Here is a 19,964-nt window from a genome sequence, read left to right on the forward strand (position 1 = left end):
CTAAATATTTAGGCACATTGCCAACTTGTATGCAATAAACAGAGCATAATTTTATTTTAACTGCTTTTTTTAGTAAAAAAATCTACTAATCCAGCATATTAATCATGCTCTACGATTATAAAACTAGTTACTCCTATTGCTTGATTACCTGCTTGATCTAGTACCTTTACAACAAAATGATACTCTCCTGGTTCACAATGTAAAGGAGTAATTATTTCTGCATGCTTTACAAGTACTGAAGTTTTCCCAAATATATCATCCCATGTGCGGTTAAATGAAAAAGCATCTTCATGATCGTGATCATGGTCATGATCGTGATCACTAAGGGTTTCTAAGGTGTAACTATTAGATATCTTAGTAATAGAATTACTAACTGATGCGTGATTATGGTCATCTGAACCACTATGATCATGGCCATCTGAAGCACTATGGATATCAATATTATAACTACTAAGCGCTTGATTGTCTTCCAATACCATTTCAACAAAAATAGGTTCACCTGCCTTTACTTGGGTTGATTCGGTTGGCGAATAAATCTCAATAGTTGGAATTTGGGTATCAATATGGTCCGAAGCATCTAAACAAGAAGTAAATCCAAAAATGCTAACTAATAATATAAATATGTATTTTTTCATGATAATTTTAATTTTAAAAAGGTATTTGAATATTTAATTGAATATTTCTACCAGGATCTGGTATCTCTAAGGCTCTGTAAAAACTCATGTGATTGAGATTTTTACGATTAAAAATATTAGTAGCCTGCAAAGTGGCTTTCACTAAGGTCTTACTGATAAAGATATCACTAGTTAAACTGGCCCCAAAACTTAACGAGGCAGCCGTAACATCTTCGCCTTGTGCTATTCTATTTTGTTTAGCAAACCATTTAGTATTGACCTGAATAGCAGAGTTCTTAAAATACTTAGTATCTTTCAAACCATACTCTAACTCCAAGTACAAATTCAAAGGTGCAGAAAATGGAAGAGGATAATTCGCGCTCTTATCCTTATGAACTTGTTGGGTATAGGTATATTCTAAAACAGTCATAAAAGATAATTGCTTAATTATATTCCAATCTAAACTAAGTTCAAAACCATTTAAAATGGCTCTTGTTTGGTCATACTGGTAAATTTGACCACTATCTGGTAAAACAGAGAACTTACCTGTAGGTTTTAAAAAAATATAGTTTGAGAAATAATATAAATAAGGGCTAAAAACAGCTACAAATTTAGATGTGTTTAATTCAGCCCTAAAATCAAAGGAGATGCCTTTCTCGGGATCTAGCGTCGGGGTTCCTCTTTCAAAACGGAACGCACCATGATGAATACCATTTGACCCTAATTCTATAGCAGTTGGAAAGCGAAAATTACTACCAATGGTTGCTCCAAAATTAATAGTCTGACTTAGATTATATTTAGCTCCAACTAGCCAATTAAAACTTTTAAAATTTCGATTTAAAGAACTAGCTCTATTAGCATACTCAAGGGCAAAAGATTCAGAGTGCCCTTGTTTTAATAAATAACCATATAAATCTTGGTCAAAATAACCATCCATATCTAAATTAGCCATATCAACTCGAAGTCCAAGCTCTACAACAAAATTTTGATTTACTTGATGTTCATGACTCATAAAAACTCCCCAGCCACTTCGATGGTATTTTGGTAATAAAAAACCATAACCTCCAATAGCATTGTTTTGGTAGTTATAAGACACTCCAACTTTACTTAAATGATTCTCTTTCGAAAGATTCTCCCATAGTAAAGAACTATCCCAGGTGCTTAAATTAAATTCTAACTCTAAATTAGGGTCTTTAAGCTGGGTAATAGAAGTAGGATAGTGACTATGAAATTTACTTTTTTCTTGTCTAAAGTTGTTTTGAAATGAGTTAGAAAACTTAATCTTACTGTAATTGTTAATTTGATAAGTAGTGTTATTTACAGCTTTGAAGTGATTTACACTTTGATTTGGTAAATCTATGTTTCTAGGACTATTATCCGGAACAACCGCGGTGATATCAGGCATACCATGAGATCCAGGGAAAAAACCACTTTTATCATAAAAATTACTAACCGTTAATATATTAGTCCATTTATCACTAAGATAACCTACTTGTGCAGAAACTGTCCAATTCCTTCCAGCGGTATTCTTCATTCTATTATTGTAGATAGGAATCTTAGTGTTTAAGTAATTAATTGAATTGGTAGGAACTCGGTAATCGGCATAATCTATATAAGAGCTATTGAATTTATAAAAGAATTTATCTTTCCTTGCCTTTAATCCCAAGGCAGCTCCATAAGAATCGTTTACACTTTGTGTTAATACACGCAAATCACCAGAGAACGAATTCTCTTGTGGAATTTGCTCATTATCCACTTTAATTACCCCAGCGATTGCATCACTCCCATACTCGATGGTTCCTACACCTTTGATAATAGTAATCTTCTCACTAGAAAATGCATCAATTTCTAAGGCATGATCAGCCCCCCATTGTTGCCCCTCTTGCTTGGTCCCATTTTGTGCTACAACTAGACGATTAAATCCTAAACCTCTAATAACAGGCTTTGAACCCCCAGCACCAATATCCATACTATTAACCCCAGCCTGATTAGACAGACTCTTGGCTAATGAACCTTGGTAGTTTTGCTGTATTTTATTTGCAGAAATAACCTGTGAGTTAGTTACTCCATGCCCCGTCGGTGATTTTGAAATTACGATTTGATCTAAAGCATAATCCTCTAAATCTAGAATAAAATCATACACTAAACTCTTGGTTAAATCCGTAAAAATAACCTGGTTTTTATAGCCGAAATAACTTACATATAAAGAATCGGCTTGCTTATTTAAGTTTTTTAATTGATAATTTCCATTTTGATCACTCCAAGTAGTTTGGTGACCCATAGTAATGGTAGCTCCTTCTAATGCTTGGTTGTTTAAATCTTTAATCACACCCGAAATAGATGGGCTCTGACCAAAACATACGCCAAAAAGCATTAGAGAAGTTACTAACATAGTAATTCTCATGAATATATAAAATAGATTAAAAACTTCCCAACTAAAATTTGGGCTTAGATTTAAATTTTTAACCTATTGCAGGAGGTGCTCGGAGACTAAAATAAATTTGGGAAAACTTTTTAAAACCCAAAGCCACATAGGCCTGTTTTTTAAAAACATTGAAAAACTCTATCGAATCGATTTGTGTAATATCACACAATATAGATGGAGCAATCATATGGTCACACACATAACAATGCTCTAAAGATCCATGGTCTTCGATAAATTGTAATGTAGAGGCAGATTCTCTACTTTGGGTGAAATGGTAATGAGAGCTATGCTGATCTTCAAAATCATGCACAGAAAACATATGCTCCAAGGTATGGACACCCTGAAACACAAATGTAAACATCAATGCAGTGGTTAATAATATTTTCGCTATACGCTCTCTGGTCAACATGCAGCAAATATAAAAAAGATTTCACACCCTTTAACAAAACAAACGTTAAAATGAATTCTATAGGATCACATTGACTAGGCTTTCATACCTTTGCATAAGCTTAAAAGTAAATAAAATGAATAGTAGACTCTTAGGAAGTATTTTAATTATTGCGGGATCTTCCATTGGTGGCGGGATGCTAGCCATGCCCATAACCTCTGCTGGAGTAGGTTTTTTAGTAACTTGTATATTATTGTTTTTTATTTGGTTTACCATGTGTTATACTGCGTTGCTAATGGTAGAGATTTATCAATATAATGACCAAAAAGATGGATTTGATACTCTTACAAAAAAATATGCAGGCTTTCTTATCAATCGGATAGCCGGATTAAGTTTAATGTTCTTAATCTATGGTTTAACGGCTGCTTATATGAGCGGTGGTGGAAGTATTTTAAAAGCCAACATAGATTTACTTTTAAATACAAACTTGGACAGTAGAATAGCTATCTTAATTTTCTCTATCCTCTTTAGTATAATTGTTATACTTGGAACAAGAAGTGTAGATTTAATAACAAGAGGGTTATTTGTTTTTAAAATCATCTTTTTACTGTTTTTAGTGTTTTTAATGATACCCTTGATTCAAGGAGTAAACCTACTTGCCTTGCCTTTATCAAAAGGGTTAATAATTACAGCACTTCCAGCTATATTTACCTCATTTGGTTTCCATGGAAGTATTCCAAGTATTGTAAATTACCTAAATAAAGATAAGAGAATGTTGCGTAAGGCATTTATCCTAGGTAGTGGACTTCCCTTTATTGTATATCTTATATGGCAGACTGTAGTTTTAGGTAGCTTGGATCAAACCAATTTTATGCAAATTCTTACAAAAGACTTAGGCCTACAGGGATTAATTATGAGCATCAGGGAGATGTCACAATCCAACGTAATAGAAACCTTATTTAGTTTTTTTGCTGCCGCTGCTTTAGGTACTTCTTTTTTGGGGGTGAGCATAGGACTCTATGATTACTACAAAGATGTTTTTTCAAAAAAGCTTTCAAAAAAAATACGCAATCCAATATCTGGAATTGCAACTTTTCTACCTCCATTAATATTTGCCTTATTTTATCCTCAAGGATTTATTATTGCCCTTGGATACGCAGCTATTGCCGGCGTAGTTTTAGCTTTAATAATTCCTTGTATTTTGTTTATAAAAGCCATGCGATATCACAAAGTAAAAATTTCTGCTTTTCAATATTTAATGATTGGCGCAGCAGTTGCTCTTTCGGTGATTATTGTTTATGCCCAATTACTGATGGTAAAGGCATAAAAAAAAACTGTACGTTTTAATGGTACAGTTTTCATAAAATATTATTTTCCTAAAATGTTATCTACATCCCCTACTGGTTCACCATAATCATTGGGAAATTCATCACCTTTAAGTAAAGTAAAAATTAAAATAATCACCCCACCTATACCAGTTAAAAACAGCAATAACCACCAGGCACTTTTATTTGTATCGTGCAATCTTCTAATTAAAAAACCTAAGCTAGGTAAAAACACTACCAGACCAAACACGCCTGATAAAAAAGCCAATGAATTAACTAAGGAAGCTAAGCCAGCCAAAATAAGATTTATTACCAGGGTAAATAAAGTAAATGTCCAATAGTCTCTAAGGCTACATCTCCCTTCAAAATCGATGTAATGCGCTTTAACAGTTTCAATATAATTCTTAATCATAATTAATATTTTTTGTCTAAATTTACTAAATCTTTCTATACAATATACAAAAAAAGTGTTTGAAGCAAAAAACTCCAAACACTTTAAATATTTTCTAATATAAAAATTATTTTGTTCGTATACTATCATGACTATGACTTGGTATACCTTCATTCCATAAACTTAGAATATCAGTTGCAACCATAGCTCCACTTCCCGCAGCAATACTTAACTGACTTGCGTGTCCTGCTAAAGTGCCACAAACATAAATACCGCAATCCACCAAATGATCAGTGTTTTTTAACTGTATCCTTCCCTTGGATGAAAGTGATTTACCATGAGGCTCAACATACTGCATTAATCCATCTATATTAAAGCTACCGCTAGAATTAACAGCTATTACAATATTCTTGGCTAAATAGGAGCTCTTATTGGTTTGAACTAAAAAATATTGGTCTTTCTTTTGCACACTTAAAACTTTCTCTAAATGAATTTGTTCAATGTTTGTAAATGTTTCTAAATCTTTAATAGATTGATCCAATAACTCCCTTCCAAGAGTTCCTTGTGTAATACCGTAGGCATTATAAAATATTGCATCTTGAAGCATTGAAGCTCTTTGATGCATAATAATTCCTATTCTTTTGTCAACTACATAAGGTTTTTTATGCGCACTGCCTAAAATCTGGGCACAAGATACCCCTGAGACACCACCACCAATTATTAACACATCAAAAGTCAACATAAAATTGAATTACTTTATTTTTGTATCAATTAGCTTAGCCGTTCTAAAAATAAGAAGAATACAGATTCCACATAAAAGGGCAACAATCCCGATTAAAGCTACTAAACTATCCCCTTGAAACAAGTTACTGAAATCTAACATGGTTATATTAAAAACAATTAAAGCTAAAATAACAACCACTGCTATGTAAGTAAATATTTTCATTTGTTTGATAAATTATTAGATATTTATTGCTCGAAAATACAAAATATTATCTATCCAAAGAAGCCTTTAACATTACTCATAAATAATTTAACAGCAATGGCTAAGAGGATTATTCCAAAAACTTTACGGATTATCCCTAACCCACCAGGTCCTAAAAAAGCTTCCACTTTCGCCGAGCTACGTAAAACAATATATACTAATATTAAATTAACAATTATTCCTACAATAATATTAACAGTTGCATACTCCGCTTTCAATGACAATATAGTGGTTAGAACACCTGTTCCAGCAATTAACGGAAATGCTAAGGGAATAATAGAAGCCGTTGACGGAGTATCATCTTTATACAATTTTACTCCTAGAATCATTTCTAAGGCCAAAAAAAATAACACAAACGAACCAGCAACCGCGAACGAATGCACATCTATTCCTATTAAATGTAAGAGTTGCTCTCCAACAAATAAAAAAGAAATCATAATAGCAGCCGAAACCAGAGTTGCCTTCTTAGATTCAATTTCTCCAACCCGTTTACGAATATCCACCACAATTGGAGTTACTCCTAAAATATCTATCACAGCAAATAAAATCATGCTAACAGTAATGGTGTCCTTTAAATCAAATTGCATATTTAAAACGTTTAAAATCGTACAAAAACCTTAGCAAAAGTACTATAAATAACTTGAAGTTCTACCAAACTAAAAATAGTCTTAATTTCTCCCCAGGAACAATCTACAAATTAATAGAACAAGGTTATTAATAAGCCGTAAATCCTTACAAATGCACGATATTATTTATTTCTATTATAAAATACGTTAAGATTTACAATCAAAATCTTTTATGTGTCTAAAGATTCGTATTTTTGCACACATTTTTTAAATATTCAAAATTATGTTTCAAATCGGAAAAACTATTGTTTCTGCAGATGTTCTTGAAAAAGAATTCGTTTGCAATTTGTCAGCTTGTAAAGGGCAATGTTGTATTGATGGAGATGCGGGTGCACCGGTTGAACCAGATGAGATACAAATAATGGAACAAATCTACGATAAAGTAAAACCTTTCCTAAGAAAACAAGGCATTAAAGCTATTGAAGAGCAGGGTACTTCTATTGTAGGTTTAGATGGTGAACAAGAAACCCCACTTATTGAAGGAGGAGAATGTGCTTACGTAATATGGGAAGACCAAATGGCCTTATGTGGTATAGAAAAGGCATATAATGAAGGACTAATTGATTGGAAAAAACCAATTTCCTGCCACCTTTATCCAATTAGAATTAAACAATTTTCTTCATTCTCAGCAGTAAATTACGACAAATGGGATATATGTTCAGAAGCTTGTAGTTTAGGTAAAGAATTACAAGTACCGGTATATAAGTTTTTAAAAGATCCTCTTATTCGAAAATATGGACAACAATGGTATCAAGAATTACAACAAGTAGCACAAGAATACACTAACCAAAGAAAAAACAAAAAGTAATTATTTTAGATAAACTGCAAGACTTTTGTAATCAATTATAGCCTGAGCTTGTATTAAAATATCTGCCCCAATTATACCATGAACATTTTTTGTCTTGTATTGAGTTAAAGCAGTATTTACATGACTTAGGTCCATTACAATGAAATGAAAATCATTTAACTTCCAACGTCCTAATTGAAGCTGATTATTATAACTAGCTTGAGTAAACATGTTATTTGCACCGGCCCCAGAGGCTCTTGTCTTTGAATGTGAAGCAATTACATTAAATTCATTTATATAATCAAAATCAATACAACTGTTAGAAGCACCACTGTCCAAAATAAAGTCACCCCATTTCCCATTGATTTTAGCTCGGATAAAGAGATGCTGAGTCTTAGATATCTTAAACTTTACTTTTTTATAACCTTCTAATTTTAATAATTCTTGTAATTTTTCCATCACATTAGTTTAGTTTTATACAATATATAAAGGTACTTTTGTAGCCAAATTAGCAAAAAAAACACTCATAACAATGATATTCACGGATACCCATACACATTTATATTCCGATGCATTTAACGAGGATCGCAAAGAAACAATAAATCGCGCAATACAAAGTGGCGTAACACGTTTTTTTATTCCAGCTATTGACTCTTCCTATGCCCAGAAAATGTATGATTTGGAAAATGAATTTCCTGAGTATGTTTTTTTAATGACGGGACTTCATCCTACGGATGTAAAACCCCAGACTTACTTACAGGAATTGGCCTTTGTTGAACAACAACTAGAACAACGAAAGTTTTATGGTGTTGGAGAAATAGGCATAGATTTATATTGGGATAAAACCACTGTTGATATACAAAAGCAAGCGTTTCAAAAACAAATTCAATTAGCTAAAAAATTTGACCTCCCAATTAATATACATTGCAGAGATGCTTTTAACGAAGTATTTCAGGTTCTTGACTTTGAAAAAGACGATAAATTAAGGGGAATATTTCATTGTTTTACCGGTGACTTTCAACAAGCCCAACAAGCTATGTCATATGGTTTAAAACTTGGTATTGGTGGGGTTGCAACCTTTAAAAACGGTAAAATAGATCAGTTTTTAAACAAAATACCTTTAGAACAAATCGTATTAGAGACTGATTCTCCGTATCTTGCACCTGTTCCGTATCGCGGAAAAAGAAATGAAAGTGCATATATTGTAAATATTGCAGAAAAATTATCGGATATTTACAATGTATCATTACAAGAAATAGCAGACCAAACAACAGCAAATTCAAAAGCTGTTTTTGGAATTTAAAATTATCAACACAACAATTCTTTACAATAATAAAGCATAATAATGTCTAAGTTTGATTCAATACGCCATTACCACGATCACGAGGTAAACGAAGTCCTTGCAAAGATTTCAAAGCACCCAATGGTCAAAGCTTTAATGGGATTTACTTTCCCTGATAAGACCAAAGAGCAGTGGATGAATGACTTAAAACAAATCGAGTCTATACAGCAATTTCAAGATGATTTTGCATATCATTCTATTCGCCGCATTTTAGAAAAAACTTCTAGCGGTTTAACAACCTCTGGATTTGAAAAATTAGATAAAAACACCTCCTATTTATATATATCTAATCACCGTGATATTTTAATGGATACCTCTTTACTTAATGTAGCATTAAAAGAACATGGCATGATTATGACCGCCTCTGCAATTGGTGATAACTTAGTTCAAAAGTCTTTCCTTTTAGCCATAGCTAAAGTAAACCGTAACTTTTTAGTCAAAAGGGGGCTTCCTCCAAGAGAGTTACTACAAAGTTCTAAACTTATGTCCGAATATATTCATCATCTTTTAGTGGACCAAAACCGTTCGGTTTGGATTGCACAACGAGAAGGTAGAGCAAAGGACGGAAATGACCAAACTCATCAAGGTGTTTTAAAAATGATTGGTATGGCAAGTGATACACAGAACCTAATGGACTATTTCAAAAATATCCGTATTGTGCCTGTTAGTATTTCTTATGAATATGACCCTACCGATGCCATGAAAATGCCTCAACTATTAGCCACTGCAAATGAGGAGCCGTATATTAAAAACAAAAATGAAGACTTTATTAATTTGTATAGTGGTATAATCGGGCAAAAAAAAGGTATTCACATTCATGTTGGAGAACCTTTAGATCAAGAATTAGAAGCTATAAAGTTAACAACGGATAAGCCTAACAAACAAATTCAAGGAGTAGCAAATGTAATTGATGAACAAATTATATCTAATTACAAGCTATGGCCTACCAACTATATTGCATACGACATACTTCACAATACCGATAAGTTCAAAGCTTTTTACACAGAAAAAGAGAAGTCTCTTTTTGAAAGAAGACTTGAACTACGAGTGGATAAGTGTAATAAAATTATCGTGGATGGATTTCTAACAATGTATGCCAATCCGGTTATCAATAAATTAAAATTAAAGCCAAATGAGTAAGCAGCCTGCAATTTTATTAATCTATACAGGTGGTACCATAGGTATGATCAAAGACTTTAAAACTGGGGCTTTACGAGCATTTAATTTTGATCAACTCTTAGAAAGAATACCTGAGCTGCAACTACTTGATTGCTCGATTGAAACTTACTCCTTTGAAGTTCCAATAGATTCCTCGGATATGCATCCCAATATGTGGAGTAAAATGGCAAAGGTTATCCAAGAGCATTACCATCTATTTGATGGCTTTGTTATTTTACATGGCTCAGACACCATGTCTTATACTGCTTCTGCTTTGAGTTTTATGCTTCAAAACTTAAAAAAGCCTGTAGTTCTAACTGGAAGTCAACTTCCAATTGGAGACCTAAGAACCGACGCAAAGGAAAATCTAATCACAGCCATTCAAGTAGCAGCTTTACAAAAAAATAACGGCCCTTTAATTCAAGAGGTATGCCTGTATTTTGAATATAAGCTTTATCGAGGAAACAGGACCTCAAAGGTAAGTTCCGAATTTTTTAATGCATTTACATCTCCAAACATTCCACACCTTGCTGAATCAGGTGTCCATCTGAAAATTAATAAAGATTTGCTTTTATACCAAGAAAATCAAGAGCCTTTGAAAGTTTTCACTGAAATGTGTACAGATGTAGTTATTTTAAAAATATTTCCGGGTATACAGCAAAACGTACTACAAGTCATAACAGAATTACCTAGTCTAAAGGGTTTGGTCCTGGAGACTTATGGTGCAGGAAATGCTCCTAGCGAACCTTGGTTTATCAATACCTTAAAAAAGGCCATAGAAAAAGGTATCAAAGTAGTAAATGTTACACAATGTCTGAGTGGGAGCGTGGACATGGGAAAATATGCCACTAGTACACAATTAAAAAGTATTGGCGTAATCTCTGGAAAAGACATCACAATAGAGGCTGCAGTTACCAAATTAATGTTTCTTCTTGCTTTAGAGAATATAAAAGATTTTAAAAATTCATTTGAAACACCAATTTGTGGTGAAATAGAAAAATAATTTACTATATTCGCACCGTAATTAGAGAGGTGGCCGAGCGGTCGAAGGCGCACGCCTGGAAAGTGTGTATACAGCAATGTATCGAGGGTTCGAATCCCTTCCTCTCTGCAAAATACTCTTTACTGGGTATTGACTTATACTTAATCATCTTGTTACTAGTTATTAGGCTAGAAATCAAGATGATTTTTTTTTGCCTTTACGGCTTTAAATTTAGGTCAAATTGTAGTGGTTATAAGAAGTAAATATAGATCTAACGAAAAACAAGTATGATTAATTTCCCCACTTATAACATATTAGTTAATTACCCACTTATAACATATCAGTTAATTACCCACTTTGTCCTTTTTTCTTATTTCCACAGATTGTCCCTAAACTACTTTCAAATAAAAGATCTTATAGCCAACGCTTTACCTAAAAAACAGTTTATAAATTACACATGGCATTCTTATTGCCATGTACAAAGAACAACAGGCTTTAAAACTACAACAAGCAGTCTCGGCTTATTTTTGTTTTAAAGACATTTAAAAAAATAAATATGAAAAATAGTTTTTTTGCTATTGTATTTTTCTTTGTAGCTGCCTTTGCAAGTGCACAAGTAAAAACTAGCTCAACAAGTTTAGGTCTAAACCTAGGTGGAGTGGTATCTGTGTTTTTTGAAGATAATTCCGACATTGGATTAACCAAAAAACAATACAAGGAAATTCAGAATTATAAAAGAAGATATGAAAAAGAATATGACTCTTGGTATACAAGTAAACACTATAGTGATCGAGAACTAAGATATAAAAGAGATTTAATGGTTAAAAATATCCGAATAGATATTGAAAACTTAATGACTTTAGAACAGCGTAATTATTACCATAGTTATAATAGAGGATATTATAAAAAGCCTTACTACAAACCCAAATATAAAAAGTACAAAGGCAAAAAACACCATAAACATTATTATGGAAAAAGACATCATTAGGATGAGAATACAAAATAATTCAATGATTACTTATATTAAATTAAACCAAAATAATTACGGTTATTTTGGTTGAAACCGACCAATTATATTGGTTAAAAATTGCTATTTTAAATAATGAAACGATCCTATTTATAGGATCGTTTCTACTTTTTTAATAATCAATTGCCACACGTTGCGTTACAATAGATCTTACAAAATCGATAATTTTTACATGATCTGGATGATTAGCGTAAATTTGTAGATCTTCCCAATTTTCAAGCTCTAAGGTTAGTACCACGTCAAAATTATCCTCAGGCGCTTGTTGTAAGTTAAAATCCACACGAATAGCTTTAATCACTTCAATGGTTTTTTTTAAAGCTAAAAGTTCATTTTTCAAACGAATAGCATTTTCTTGTTTATCTAGCTGCTTTAGCTTCCACATCACAACATGGGTTATCATAATAGTCAATTTTTAGTACTTGTTAAAAATAATACAAAAAAAGGACCTGAAAAATTTTATTTACCGCATCCAACCGTTGAACAGCATCCACTTGGGTTTTGACTTAATTTACTATATCCTCCTTTTACATCCATAACATTTTCAAAACCATTTGATTTAAGTATCGAGCAAGCAATCATGCTTCGATAACCCGATTGACAATAAACTACAATTGGTCTGTTTGTATCAATCTGTTGTAATTGTAAATAGTCGTTTAATTCACTTAACTCGACGTGTAGGCTGTTTTTATAAAAACCTTTATCCACTTCTGCTTGTTTTCGCACATCTAAAATAAGTAAATCCTGTGGCCATTTTGAGCTTAAAAATGCTCCTGGACATAAACGTTTGATCTGCTGCACTCGAATCTCAGGCTCATTAAAAATGGTATTGGCTTGAAGATATCCCAATACATTATCATATCCAACACGAGCTAGGCGAGTAATTACTTCAGTGTGTTTATCCTTATCACATATTAATAATAAAGGCGTATTAAGTCCTTTAATTAATTCCCCTACCCACAAAGCAAAAGATCCATCAAGTCCAATTTGGATACTCCCAGGTATAAAACCTTGGCTAAAATCAGTGGCACTTCTGGTATCTAATACAATAGTATCCGAATTATTCTTTAGTCCCAAGAATTCGGTAAGACTTAAAGCCTTGGCACCCTGCTTTAGAACTTCATCTAAAGATTTACTTCCGTTTATATTAAGCATAACATTTTCTGGAAAATAACCAGGAGCTTTCTTTAAGCCAGTTAATAGTACTTCTACAAACTCCTCTTTGGTTAATTTAGAATCCAACGCGTAATTATTTTTTTTCTGATTCCCAAGAGTATCGCTTGTTTCTTTACTAATATTTTTACCACAAGCACTTCCCGCTCCATGATTAGGATATACAATTAATTCATCGGGCAAAGGCAGAATTTTATTTCGAAGTGAATCATACATATGTCCAGCTAATATTTCAGGAGTAATTTGAGAATTCACTAATTGGACTAAATCCGGCCTACCTACATCACCAATAAAAAGGGTATCACCAGTGATAATACAATAAGGCTTTGCTTGCAAATCATGTATTAAGTAAACAGCACTCTCCATAGTATGTCCCGGGGTATGCAAAATCTTTACTTTTACCTTCCCTACCATAAACTCTTGACCGTCTTGTGCAACAATAGCCTTATAAGCAGGTTTTGCAGTAGGTCCAAAAACAATTTGAGCTCCTGTTTTTTGCATTAAATCTACATGGCCTCCCACAAAATCAGCATGAAAATGAGTCTCAAAGATATATTTAAGATCGGCATTATCTTGTTTGGCTAACAGTAAATAATCATCTATATCTCGTAAGGGATCGAAAACTGCGCATTGATTCTCACTACTTAAATAATAAGCTGCATGAGACATACAGTTGGTATAAATTTGTTGGATTTTCATATTTTAAGCGATTTAAAAATCCAAAAATAAGCGTAAAAAAAAAAGATATTAATGACAATTATCAGTTGAGCTAAAAGATTAATAAATTTTAATTGAAAACAATATATTGAAAATTAACATCTTATAGTATGACTTTTCACAAAAAATACGTAACTTAAACATCAAACTTCGCAATTATGGAAACACTGAAAATAGCTTCACTTAGAGATTTACAACAAAAAGGTACTTCCGTTGAAAGATTACCTTTCTCTATTCGTATTTTACTTGAAAACGTACTTCGAAATCACGATGGCTTTTCTTTTACAGACCAACACATTGCTTCCTTAGTAAATTGGGGAAGGGAACCTTTTGATAAGGACATTCCGTTTAAACCTGCAAGAGTATTAATGCAAGACTTCACCGGAGTGCCTGCAGTGGTGGATATCGCCTCGTTAAGAGATGAATATACTAAAAAAGGAAAAGACGCCTCTAAAATAAATCCTGCAATTCCAGTAGATTTAGTGATTGACCATTCGGTACAGGTCGATTATTTTGGTACTAGTTACTCCTTTGAGGATAACGTACAAAAAGAATTTGAAAGAAACTCAGAGCGCTATGAACTTCTAAAATGGGCCCAAAACGAATTAAATAATTTCACTGTTGTTCCTCCTGGTATGGGAATTTGCCATCAAGTAAATTTAGAATATCTAAGTAAAGTTGTAATTCAAAAAGATAATTGGGTATTTCCTGATACTTGCGTCGGGACAGACTCCCACACACCTATGGTTAATGGTATTGGTGTTATTGCTTGGGGAGTTGGTGGTATAGAAGCTGAGGCAGCAATGCTTGGTCAACCAATATACTTTACCATTCCACAAGTTGTGGGTTTAAAGCTTTCAGGGCAAATGCCAGCCGGTACTACAGCTACCGACCTTGTGTTAACTATTACCGAACTCTTAAGAAAGCATAATGTAGTTGGTAAATTCGTAGAAGTTTTTGGAGATGCTTTAGAGCATTTAACAGTTACAGATAGAGCCACCATATCAAATATGTCTCCTGAGTTTGGTTGTACTGTAACCTATTTCCCAATAGACCAGCAAACATTAAACTACATGGAAAGTACAAACCGAGACATACAGCAAATTGAACTTGTTAAAAAGTATGCTAAAGATAACTTACTGTGGAGAACTGGTACTGAAAACATTGAATATACCCAGATTATAGAGCTCGATCTAAATCAAATTCAACCAACTGTCTCTGGCCCTTCAAGACCGCAAGACAAAATTTTAGTTAAAGATTTAGCTTCGCAATTCTGCATGCTCTTAGAAAAAGAGTACAAAAGACAATATGTACCAGTGAAAGATAGAACGCAATATGCCTGGCTTAGTGAAGGGGGATCCCAAACAGAGTTTTCTCTTAACCAAGTACAAAAAGATAGTGCACCTGCTAAAGTGATACAAGACTCACTAAGAACCGTTAGAATCAAACAAAAGAACAAAGAGTACGTCATAGGAGATGGAAGTATAGTTATAGCGGCAATCACTAGTTGTACCAACACCTCTAATCCACAGGTAATGATTGGTGCGGGTTTAGTGGCACGTAAAGCAATCCAAAGAGGATTACGTACAAAATCATGGGTCAAGACCAGTCTAGCCCCGGGATCAAAGGTTGTTACAAATTACCTACAACGATCTGGTTTAATAGAAGACTTAGAAGCTTTACGCTTTCATACTGTTGGTTATGGATGTACCTCATGCATTGGAAATAGTGGTCCTTTACCTGCTCCAGTGGCCCAAGCGGTTGACAAAGGAGAGTTAATTGTAGCATCAGTACTTTCAGGAAACCGAAATTTTGAAGCACGCGTACACCCGCAGGTTAAAATGAATTTTTTAATGTCACCAATGCTTGTTGTAGCATATGCCTTAGTGGGGAGGGTTGACGTTGATCTTTTAAATGACCCATTAGACTATGACCCTAATGGTAAACCCGTATATTTAAAAGATATATGGCCTACTGATCAAGAAATTCAAGAGGTAATCAACCATTCTTTAAAAAAGCAAGACTTTGAAAGTGTATATAGCGTAATTTTTGATGGAGAAAAGGATTGGAAAGATTTACCCGCACCTAAAGGTCAACTATTCCAATGGAATCCTAGTTCTACTTATATAAAAGAAGTTCCTTTTTTTGAAAATCTTCCCGAACAACCAACTCCGATTACGGACATACAAAATGCTAGGGTATTATTATATCTAGGAGATTCTATAACGACAGACCATATATCGCCTGCTGGTAGTTTCTCACCAGATTCAGCGGCCGGACAATACCTTATTAGCCTAGGAGTTGAACCTAAAGACTTCAACTCCTATGGTGCTAGAAGAGGTAATTACCAAGTTATGGTTAGGGGAACCTTTGCAAATGTCCGTATAAAGAATAAGATTACAAATAAAGAAGGAGGCTATAGTACTTATTTTCCAAGTCAGCAAACCCTAACTGTGTACGATGCAGCCATGAAATATAAACAAGATAATACTCCTTTGATTGTGTTGGCTGGAAAGGAATATGGAAGTGGATCTTCTAGAGATTGGGCGGCAAAAGGAGCCTATCTTTTAGGTATAAAAGCTGTTATCGCTGAAAGTTTTGAGCGCATACATCGAAGTAACTTAATAGGAATGGGAATTATTCCTTTAGAATTTATCCAAGGACAAAGTGCGGAATCCATAGGGTTAACCGGGAAAGAAGAATTTACAATTGAAGGTTTAAGTCATGACTTATATCCTCATAAAACAATACAAGTAATAGCAAAGGTTGATTCAACCAATTCTATAACCTTTCAAGTAAAGGCAAGGTTAGATTCACTGGTTGAAATTCAATATTATAAGAACCAAGGAATATTACAATATGTGTTAAGAGACTATCTATCTAAATAAGAAACAAATTAAATATGCCCCAAAAAAGTTAGTTCCTTTTTTGGGGCATTATTAATAAATATCGTTAGACAAAACCTAGTTTTATAGCATTTTGAACCAAAGTAGCAGTATCATTAACACCAAAAGCAGTTTTCATTTTAGCTAATCTTTTTTTAATTGTAGGATTAGATAAAGGAATATGGTTTTCTAGCTCTTGAAGCTTATAACCTTTAGCCAAATGCACTAAGATTGCTCTATTATAATCATCATACATCATTTCTTTACGTACAATCTCATTTAGACAATGCTTTACAATATCACTTTGATATCGTTCACCTTGTAAAACTGCATTGGTAATGGTAATCAGACTTTGAGGGCTAATTTCATGCTTACTAGCTAGCCCATCGGGACGTATATTTTTTACAATTTCATAAATAGTCAATACTTCGGTATGTCCTGTTAACATAAGAGTTTTGCATAAAGGCATCTGCTTGTTAAGATAAAGAATGATATCTCCTCCATCTTCTAACTTCTCAGCACTAGCTGTAGGAATAGAAAAGTCAATTATAGCAAGATCAAAACTTTGTCCCCTTTCGACAAATTGATCAATACACTCTTTAGCGGATTGACAATCAAACGCTTTTTCGAAATTGGCTTGAACAAAAGTATTCTTATCTTTAGCTAAAGCCAAAATATACCCCTCCACAATTAAAGGGTGATCATCAACTAACAATATATTTAGCATACTATACAGATTTCTACTACCATTTAGTAATAATTAGGTTATCAAATATAAGAACAAAAACTCACAATAAATATTTTTTATTACTAACAATTCTTAATTACTTGACACAAATTGACACTTTTATATCATTTTATTAGCTTTTAAAAACGTTAATCACGATTTATAACACAACACTTAAAAATACACTAAACCATCAAAAGTATCTTTTCTGGTTACTTTTGCATAATTAATAACTTTCATTTCTATAAAAACAAGATATTATAGAGTTTATTATACTACTTTTATAAAACCGGAATAAAGACTTGTTATTTACCTATGCGCTTAAAATTATTTTCCCTTGTTTTTAGTGTTTGTTTGTGTCTACTATTAAGTTGTCAAAAAAAAGAACAGCTATTAAAGTATGAGGTAACAGAAAATATGATTTTAGATACCTTAGCAAAGGAATCTCTTAACGCTGAAAAAATCCATGAGCTATTAAAAACGGCTAACCAGATTAAAGTTAACAACCAAGAAAATCGGGATTTATTTGTAACTATTTTACAAAATAGTAGCAAAGAAATAGATTCCCTGGCATTTTTTGATTTAATAGAAAAAGCACTAAAATACAGTAAATTCAAAAACGACTTCCTTTCAGAGGCTAAACTATATCAAATATTATCTCGTCAATACTATAAGAACAATCAATTAGATAGCACTTATAAGTATTTAGTAAAAGCAGAGCAAATTTACAACACTCTAAATGACAGCCTTAAGTCCGGGCATCTTGCTTTAGCTAAATCTAAAATATTATTTGATAACGGAATTTTTTCTGAAAGTGAAAAAGAAAACCTCAAGGCAATAAAATATTTAAGTAATACAAAAGATTTTGTATTAATATATGAAAGTAATCATATGATGGCCTTAAATCTAACAGAGCTATTTGAATTTCAAGAGGCAAAAGAATATTTTGATATCTCGAGTAATATCATCGCAGAGATAGCCGCAAAAAAACAACTCCCACCAAATAAAATCGACTTTGTTCAGTCTAACATTAATAATAATCTATCACATTTATATTTTCATGCCAAAGACTACCCTAACGCTAAAAAGTATGCGCTAAAAGGAATATATGAAAACCCTAGTTTAGATAGCTTCCCCACTTTACATTCTACATTATTAATTAATTTACTTAAGGCAAAGTTAGAGTTAAACGAACTAGATAACATATTACCACAAATACAAGAAATTTTAAACCTAGATCAAAACGTGTTAACATCTGGGTTACATGCAGGTGGAATTCCTAGTGCTTATCTAGTAAAAGCAAAATATCATCAATTAACCAATGATAACCAAAAAGCTATTCAATATGCAAAGAAGGCTTACGCTATCTCTAACAAAGAAAAAAGACTACAAAGTACTAAAGAGGCTTTAGCATTTTTATCGGTTTATGATTTAGAAAATCAAACAAAGAATATAGAAAAACTAATATCACTGAATGACAGTCTAAGCGCATTAGAAAGAAAAACTAAGAATAAGTTTGCTAGAATAGAATATCAAGCTGATCACCTAAGTAAACTTAATGATAAATTAAGTTGGAGCAATCAGATTATAATACTTCTTTCCTGTTTACTTGTATTTGGGTTTAGCATAACTATTTTCTCTGTTATACAATATGCTAAAAATAAACGTTTACTTTTACGAAATAAAAACCAAGTAGCCAATGAGAAGATATACAAGCTAATGCTAGAGCAAAAGGAGCTGGCTGAAAATGCTAAAATATCGGAAAGAAAAAGAATCGCTAAAGAACTTCATGATGGAATTATTAATCGCATTTTTACAGCTAGATTCCATCTTATGCAATTAGAATGCGCGCCCGAGCAAAAAAAAGAAATACTTATTCGTGAATTACATCAATCTGAAGATGAAATAAGAACAATTTCACATTTACTAAACAACAGAATATCTAAAGATTCTGATCCATTTGATGACTTATTAAAGAATCTTGTTTCTAACCAAGAAAATTCATTTTCTACAGAATTCATTTTACAAATGGATGAAGAAATTAATTGGGATTTATACAATAATGAACAAAAGTTAAATATTTATCGTATTATTCAAGAAGCTCTACAAAACATTAATAAGTACTCTGGTGCTAGTCAAGCATTTATCTCTTTGGTAACTATAAAAAATAATTTGGTACGTGTGAAAATCAAAGATAATGGAGTTGGATTTGATAAAAATGACCCAACTATTAAGACAAAAGGCTTGGGGCTAAAAAATATGGATGAAAGAGCCAAGGATTTAAATAGTAATTTAGTAATAAAAACAACTCATAATCAAGGAGTAACTATATACTTTGATGTAAAACAGTCTAAGTCCTTATAAAAGTGTACTCAAAATATACTTCATAAAAAAAGCGTTACTTAAAAGGACTAT

The 19,964-nt window shown here is 32.8% G+C and carries 19 protein-coding genes and 1 tRNA gene; 9 read left to right on the forward strand and 11 right to left on the reverse strand.

All coding sequences use genetic code 11. The annotated features are described in order from the left end of the window. Positions 1–98: 98 nt before the first annotated feature. From ACYSNV_RS01530 to ACYSNV_RS01540, 3 genes are all read right to left on the reverse strand, one after another. Entirely contained in the window at positions 99–635 is a 537-nt protein-coding gene (locus ACYSNV_RS01530) for a DUF4625 domain-containing protein (protein ID WP_461760795.1), read from the reverse strand. A gap of 13 nt (positions 636–648) precedes the next feature. After that, a complete protein-coding gene (locus ACYSNV_RS01535; protein ID WP_461760796.1) occupies positions 649–3,006 on the reverse strand; it encodes a TonB-dependent receptor in 2,358 nt (785 codons plus the stop codon). Positions 3,007–3,076: 70 nt separating this feature from the next. After that, the gene (locus ACYSNV_RS01540; protein WP_461760797.1) at positions 3,077–3,400 is read right to left on the reverse strand and encodes a hypothetical protein; all 324 of its coding nucleotides are present in this window, start codon (positions 3,398–3,400) and stop codon (positions 3,077–3,079) included. A gap of 163 nt (positions 3,401–3,563) precedes the next feature. On the opposite strand from ACYSNV_RS01540, the gene ACYSNV_RS01545 reads away from it, so the two are divergent. Further along, complete coding sequence (locus tag ACYSNV_RS01545; RefSeq protein WP_461760798.1) at positions 3,564–4,754, forward strand: aromatic amino acid transporter; 1,191 nt, start codon at positions 3,564–3,566, stop codon at positions 4,752–4,754. Positions 4,755–4,795: 41 nt separating this feature from the next. On the opposite strand, the gene ACYSNV_RS01550 is transcribed toward ACYSNV_RS01545, so the two are convergent. From ACYSNV_RS01550 to ACYSNV_RS01565, 4 genes are all read right to left on the reverse strand, one after another. Beyond that, a complete protein-coding gene (locus ACYSNV_RS01550; RefSeq protein ID WP_461760799.1) occupies positions 4,796–5,164 on the reverse strand; it encodes a DUF805 domain-containing protein in 369 nt (122 codons plus the stop codon). Positions 5,165–5,270: 106 nt separating this feature from the next. Further along, positions 5,271–5,885 (reverse strand): FAD-dependent oxidoreductase, encoded by a 615-nt coding sequence (locus ACYSNV_RS01555; RefSeq protein WP_461760800.1) that lies wholly within the window; start codon positions 5,883–5,885, stop codon positions 5,271–5,273. A 9-nt stretch (positions 5,886–5,894) separates the two neighbouring features. Beyond that, positions 5,895–6,089 (reverse strand): hypothetical protein, encoded by a 195-nt coding sequence (locus ACYSNV_RS01560; RefSeq protein WP_461760801.1) that lies wholly within the window; start codon positions 6,087–6,089, stop codon positions 5,895–5,897. A gap of 50 nt (positions 6,090–6,139) precedes the next feature. After that, complete coding sequence (locus tag ACYSNV_RS01565; RefSeq protein WP_461760802.1) at positions 6,140–6,715, reverse strand: MarC family protein; 576 nt, start codon at positions 6,713–6,715, stop codon at positions 6,140–6,142. 262 nt (positions 6,716–6,977) lie between these two features. Between ACYSNV_RS01565 and ACYSNV_RS01570 the strand changes: the two genes are divergently transcribed. After that, on the forward strand, positions 6,978–7,562 hold the full coding sequence (locus tag ACYSNV_RS01570) for a DUF3109 family protein (RefSeq protein WP_461760803.1): 585 nt from the start codon (positions 6,978–6,980) through the stop codon (positions 7,560–7,562). On the opposite strand, the gene ACYSNV_RS01575 is transcribed toward ACYSNV_RS01570, so the two are convergent. After that, positions 7,563–8,000: a retropepsin-like aspartic protease gene (locus ACYSNV_RS01575; RefSeq protein WP_461760804.1), complete on the reverse strand. Its 438-nt coding sequence runs from the start codon at positions 7,998–8,000 to the stop codon at positions 7,563–7,565. Between the two features lie 73 nt (positions 8,001–8,073). On the opposite strand from ACYSNV_RS01575, the gene ACYSNV_RS01580 reads away from it, so the two are divergent. The 5 genes from ACYSNV_RS01580 to ACYSNV_RS01600 all read left to right on the forward strand — a co-directional run bounded on the left by ACYSNV_RS01580 (position 8,074) and on the right by ACYSNV_RS01600 (position 12,011). Next, complete coding sequence (locus ACYSNV_RS01580; RefSeq protein ID WP_461760805.1) at positions 8,074–8,844, forward strand: TatD family hydrolase; 771 nt, start codon at positions 8,074–8,076, stop codon at positions 8,842–8,844. Between the two features lie 42 nt (positions 8,845–8,886). Then, complete coding sequence (locus ACYSNV_RS01585) at positions 8,887–10,023, forward strand: 1-acyl-sn-glycerol-3-phosphate acyltransferase (RefSeq protein ID WP_461760806.1); 1,137 nt, start codon at positions 8,887–8,889, stop codon at positions 10,021–10,023. After that, positions 10,016–11,044, forward strand: coding sequence for an asparaginase (locus ACYSNV_RS01590; protein ID WP_461760807.1), 1,029 nt, complete (start codon positions 10,016–10,018; stop codon positions 11,042–11,044). Before ACYSNV_RS01585 ends, ACYSNV_RS01590 begins: the two co-directional genes overlap by 8 nt. 23 nt (positions 11,045–11,067) lie before the next feature. Continuing rightward, positions 11,068–11,152: transfer RNA gene (locus ACYSNV_RS01595), tRNA-Ser, on the forward strand. 427 nt (positions 11,153–11,579) lie between these two features. Beyond that, a complete protein-coding gene (locus tag ACYSNV_RS01600; RefSeq protein WP_461760808.1) occupies positions 11,580–12,011 on the forward strand; it encodes a hypothetical protein in 432 nt (143 codons plus the stop codon). Positions 12,012–12,162: 151 nt separating this feature from the next. On the opposite strand, the gene ACYSNV_RS01605 is transcribed toward ACYSNV_RS01600, so the two are convergent. Both ACYSNV_RS01605 and ACYSNV_RS01610 read right to left on the reverse strand, forming a co-directional pair. Beyond that, positions 12,163–12,450 (reverse strand): Dabb family protein, encoded by a 288-nt coding sequence (locus ACYSNV_RS01605; protein WP_461760809.1) that lies wholly within the window; start codon positions 12,448–12,450, stop codon positions 12,163–12,165. Positions 12,451–12,506: 56 nt separating this feature from the next. Next, on the reverse strand, positions 12,507–13,919 hold the full coding sequence (locus ACYSNV_RS01610; protein WP_461760810.1) for an MBL fold metallo-hydrolase: 1,413 nt from the start codon (positions 13,917–13,919) through the stop codon (positions 12,507–12,509). Between the two features lie 176 nt (positions 13,920–14,095). Here ACYSNV_RS01610 and acnA point away from each other — a divergent pair, with 176 nt between their 5' ends. Then, positions 14,096–16,825: an aconitate hydratase AcnA gene (acnA, locus tag ACYSNV_RS01615; RefSeq protein ID WP_461760811.1), complete on the forward strand. Its 2,730-nt coding sequence runs from the start codon at positions 14,096–14,098 to the stop codon at positions 16,823–16,825. A gap of 64 nt (positions 16,826–16,889) precedes the next feature. Here acnA and ACYSNV_RS01620 read toward each other — a convergent pair whose 3' ends face one another. Further along, positions 16,890–17,549 carry a response regulator gene (locus ACYSNV_RS01620; RefSeq protein WP_461760812.1) on the reverse strand — a complete coding sequence of 220 codons (660 nt, stop codon included), beginning with the start codon at positions 17,547–17,549 and terminating at the stop codon, positions 16,890–16,892. A 417-nt stretch (positions 17,550–17,966) separates the two neighbouring features. On the opposite strand from ACYSNV_RS01620, the gene ACYSNV_RS01625 reads away from it, so the two are divergent. Next, positions 17,967–19,913: a sensor histidine kinase gene (locus ACYSNV_RS01625; RefSeq protein ID WP_461760813.1), complete on the forward strand. Its 1,947-nt coding sequence runs from the start codon at positions 17,967–17,969 to the stop codon at positions 19,911–19,913. Positions 19,914–19,964 lie beyond the last annotated feature (51 nt).

This window comes from Myroides sp. LJL119, from assembly GCF_054871605.1.

Coding starts and splice junctions, on each gene's coding strand:
- ACYSNV_RS01530 (WP_461760795.1), bottom strand. CDS start 635: ATGAAAAAATACATATTTATATTATTAGTTAGCATTTTTGGATTTACT.
- ACYSNV_RS01535 (WP_461760796.1), bottom strand. CDS start 3,006: ATGTTAGTAACTTCTCTAATGCTTTTTGGCGTATGTTTTGGTCAGAGC.
- ACYSNV_RS01540 (WP_461760797.1), bottom strand. CDS start 3,400: ATGTTTACATTTGTGTTTCAGGGTGTCCATACCTTGGAGCATATGTTT.
- ACYSNV_RS01545 (WP_461760798.1), top strand. CDS start 3,564: ATGAATAGTAGACTCTTAGGAAGTATTTTAATTATTGCGGGATCTTCC.
- ACYSNV_RS01550 (WP_461760799.1), bottom strand. CDS start 5,164: ATGATTAAGAATTATATTGAAACTGTTAAAGCGCATTACATCGATTTT.
- ACYSNV_RS01555 (WP_461760800.1), bottom strand. CDS start 5,885: ATGTTGACTTTTGATGTGTTAATAATTGGTGGTGGTGTCTCAGGGGTA.
- ACYSNV_RS01560 (WP_461760801.1), bottom strand. CDS start 6,089: ATGAAAATATTTACTTACATAGCAGTGGTTGTTATTTTAGCTTTAATT.
- ACYSNV_RS01565 (WP_461760802.1), bottom strand. CDS start 6,715: ATGCAATTTGATTTAAAGGACACCATTACTGTTAGCATGATTTTATTT.
- ACYSNV_RS01570 (WP_461760803.1), top strand. CDS start 6,978: ATGTTTCAAATCGGAAAAACTATTGTTTCTGCAGATGTTCTTGAAAAA.
- ACYSNV_RS01575 (WP_461760804.1), bottom strand. CDS start 8,000: ATGGAAAAATTACAAGAATTATTAAAATTAGAAGGTTATAAAAAAGTA.
- ACYSNV_RS01580 (WP_461760805.1), top strand. CDS start 8,074: ATGATATTCACGGATACCCATACACATTTATATTCCGATGCATTTAAC.
- ACYSNV_RS01585 (WP_461760806.1), top strand. CDS start 8,887: ATGTCTAAGTTTGATTCAATACGCCATTACCACGATCACGAGGTAAAC.
- ACYSNV_RS01590 (WP_461760807.1), top strand. CDS start 10,016: ATGAGTAAGCAGCCTGCAATTTTATTAATCTATACAGGTGGTACCATA.
- ACYSNV_RS01600 (WP_461760808.1), top strand. CDS start 11,580: ATGAAAAATAGTTTTTTTGCTATTGTATTTTTCTTTGTAGCTGCCTTT.
- ACYSNV_RS01605 (WP_461760809.1), bottom strand. CDS start 12,450: ATGATAACCCATGTTGTGATGTGGAAGCTAAAGCAGCTAGATAAACAA.
- ACYSNV_RS01610 (WP_461760810.1), bottom strand. CDS start 13,919: ATGAAAATCCAACAAATTTATACCAACTGTATGTCTCATGCAGCTTAT.
- acnA (WP_461760811.1), top strand. CDS start 14,096: ATGGAAACACTGAAAATAGCTTCACTTAGAGATTTACAACAAAAAGGT.
- ACYSNV_RS01620 (WP_461760812.1), bottom strand. CDS start 17,549: ATGCTAAATATATTGTTAGTTGATGATCACCCTTTAATTGTGGAGGGG.
- ACYSNV_RS01625 (WP_461760813.1), top strand. CDS start 17,967: ATGATTTTAGATACCTTAGCAAAGGAATCTCTTAACGCTGAAAAAATC.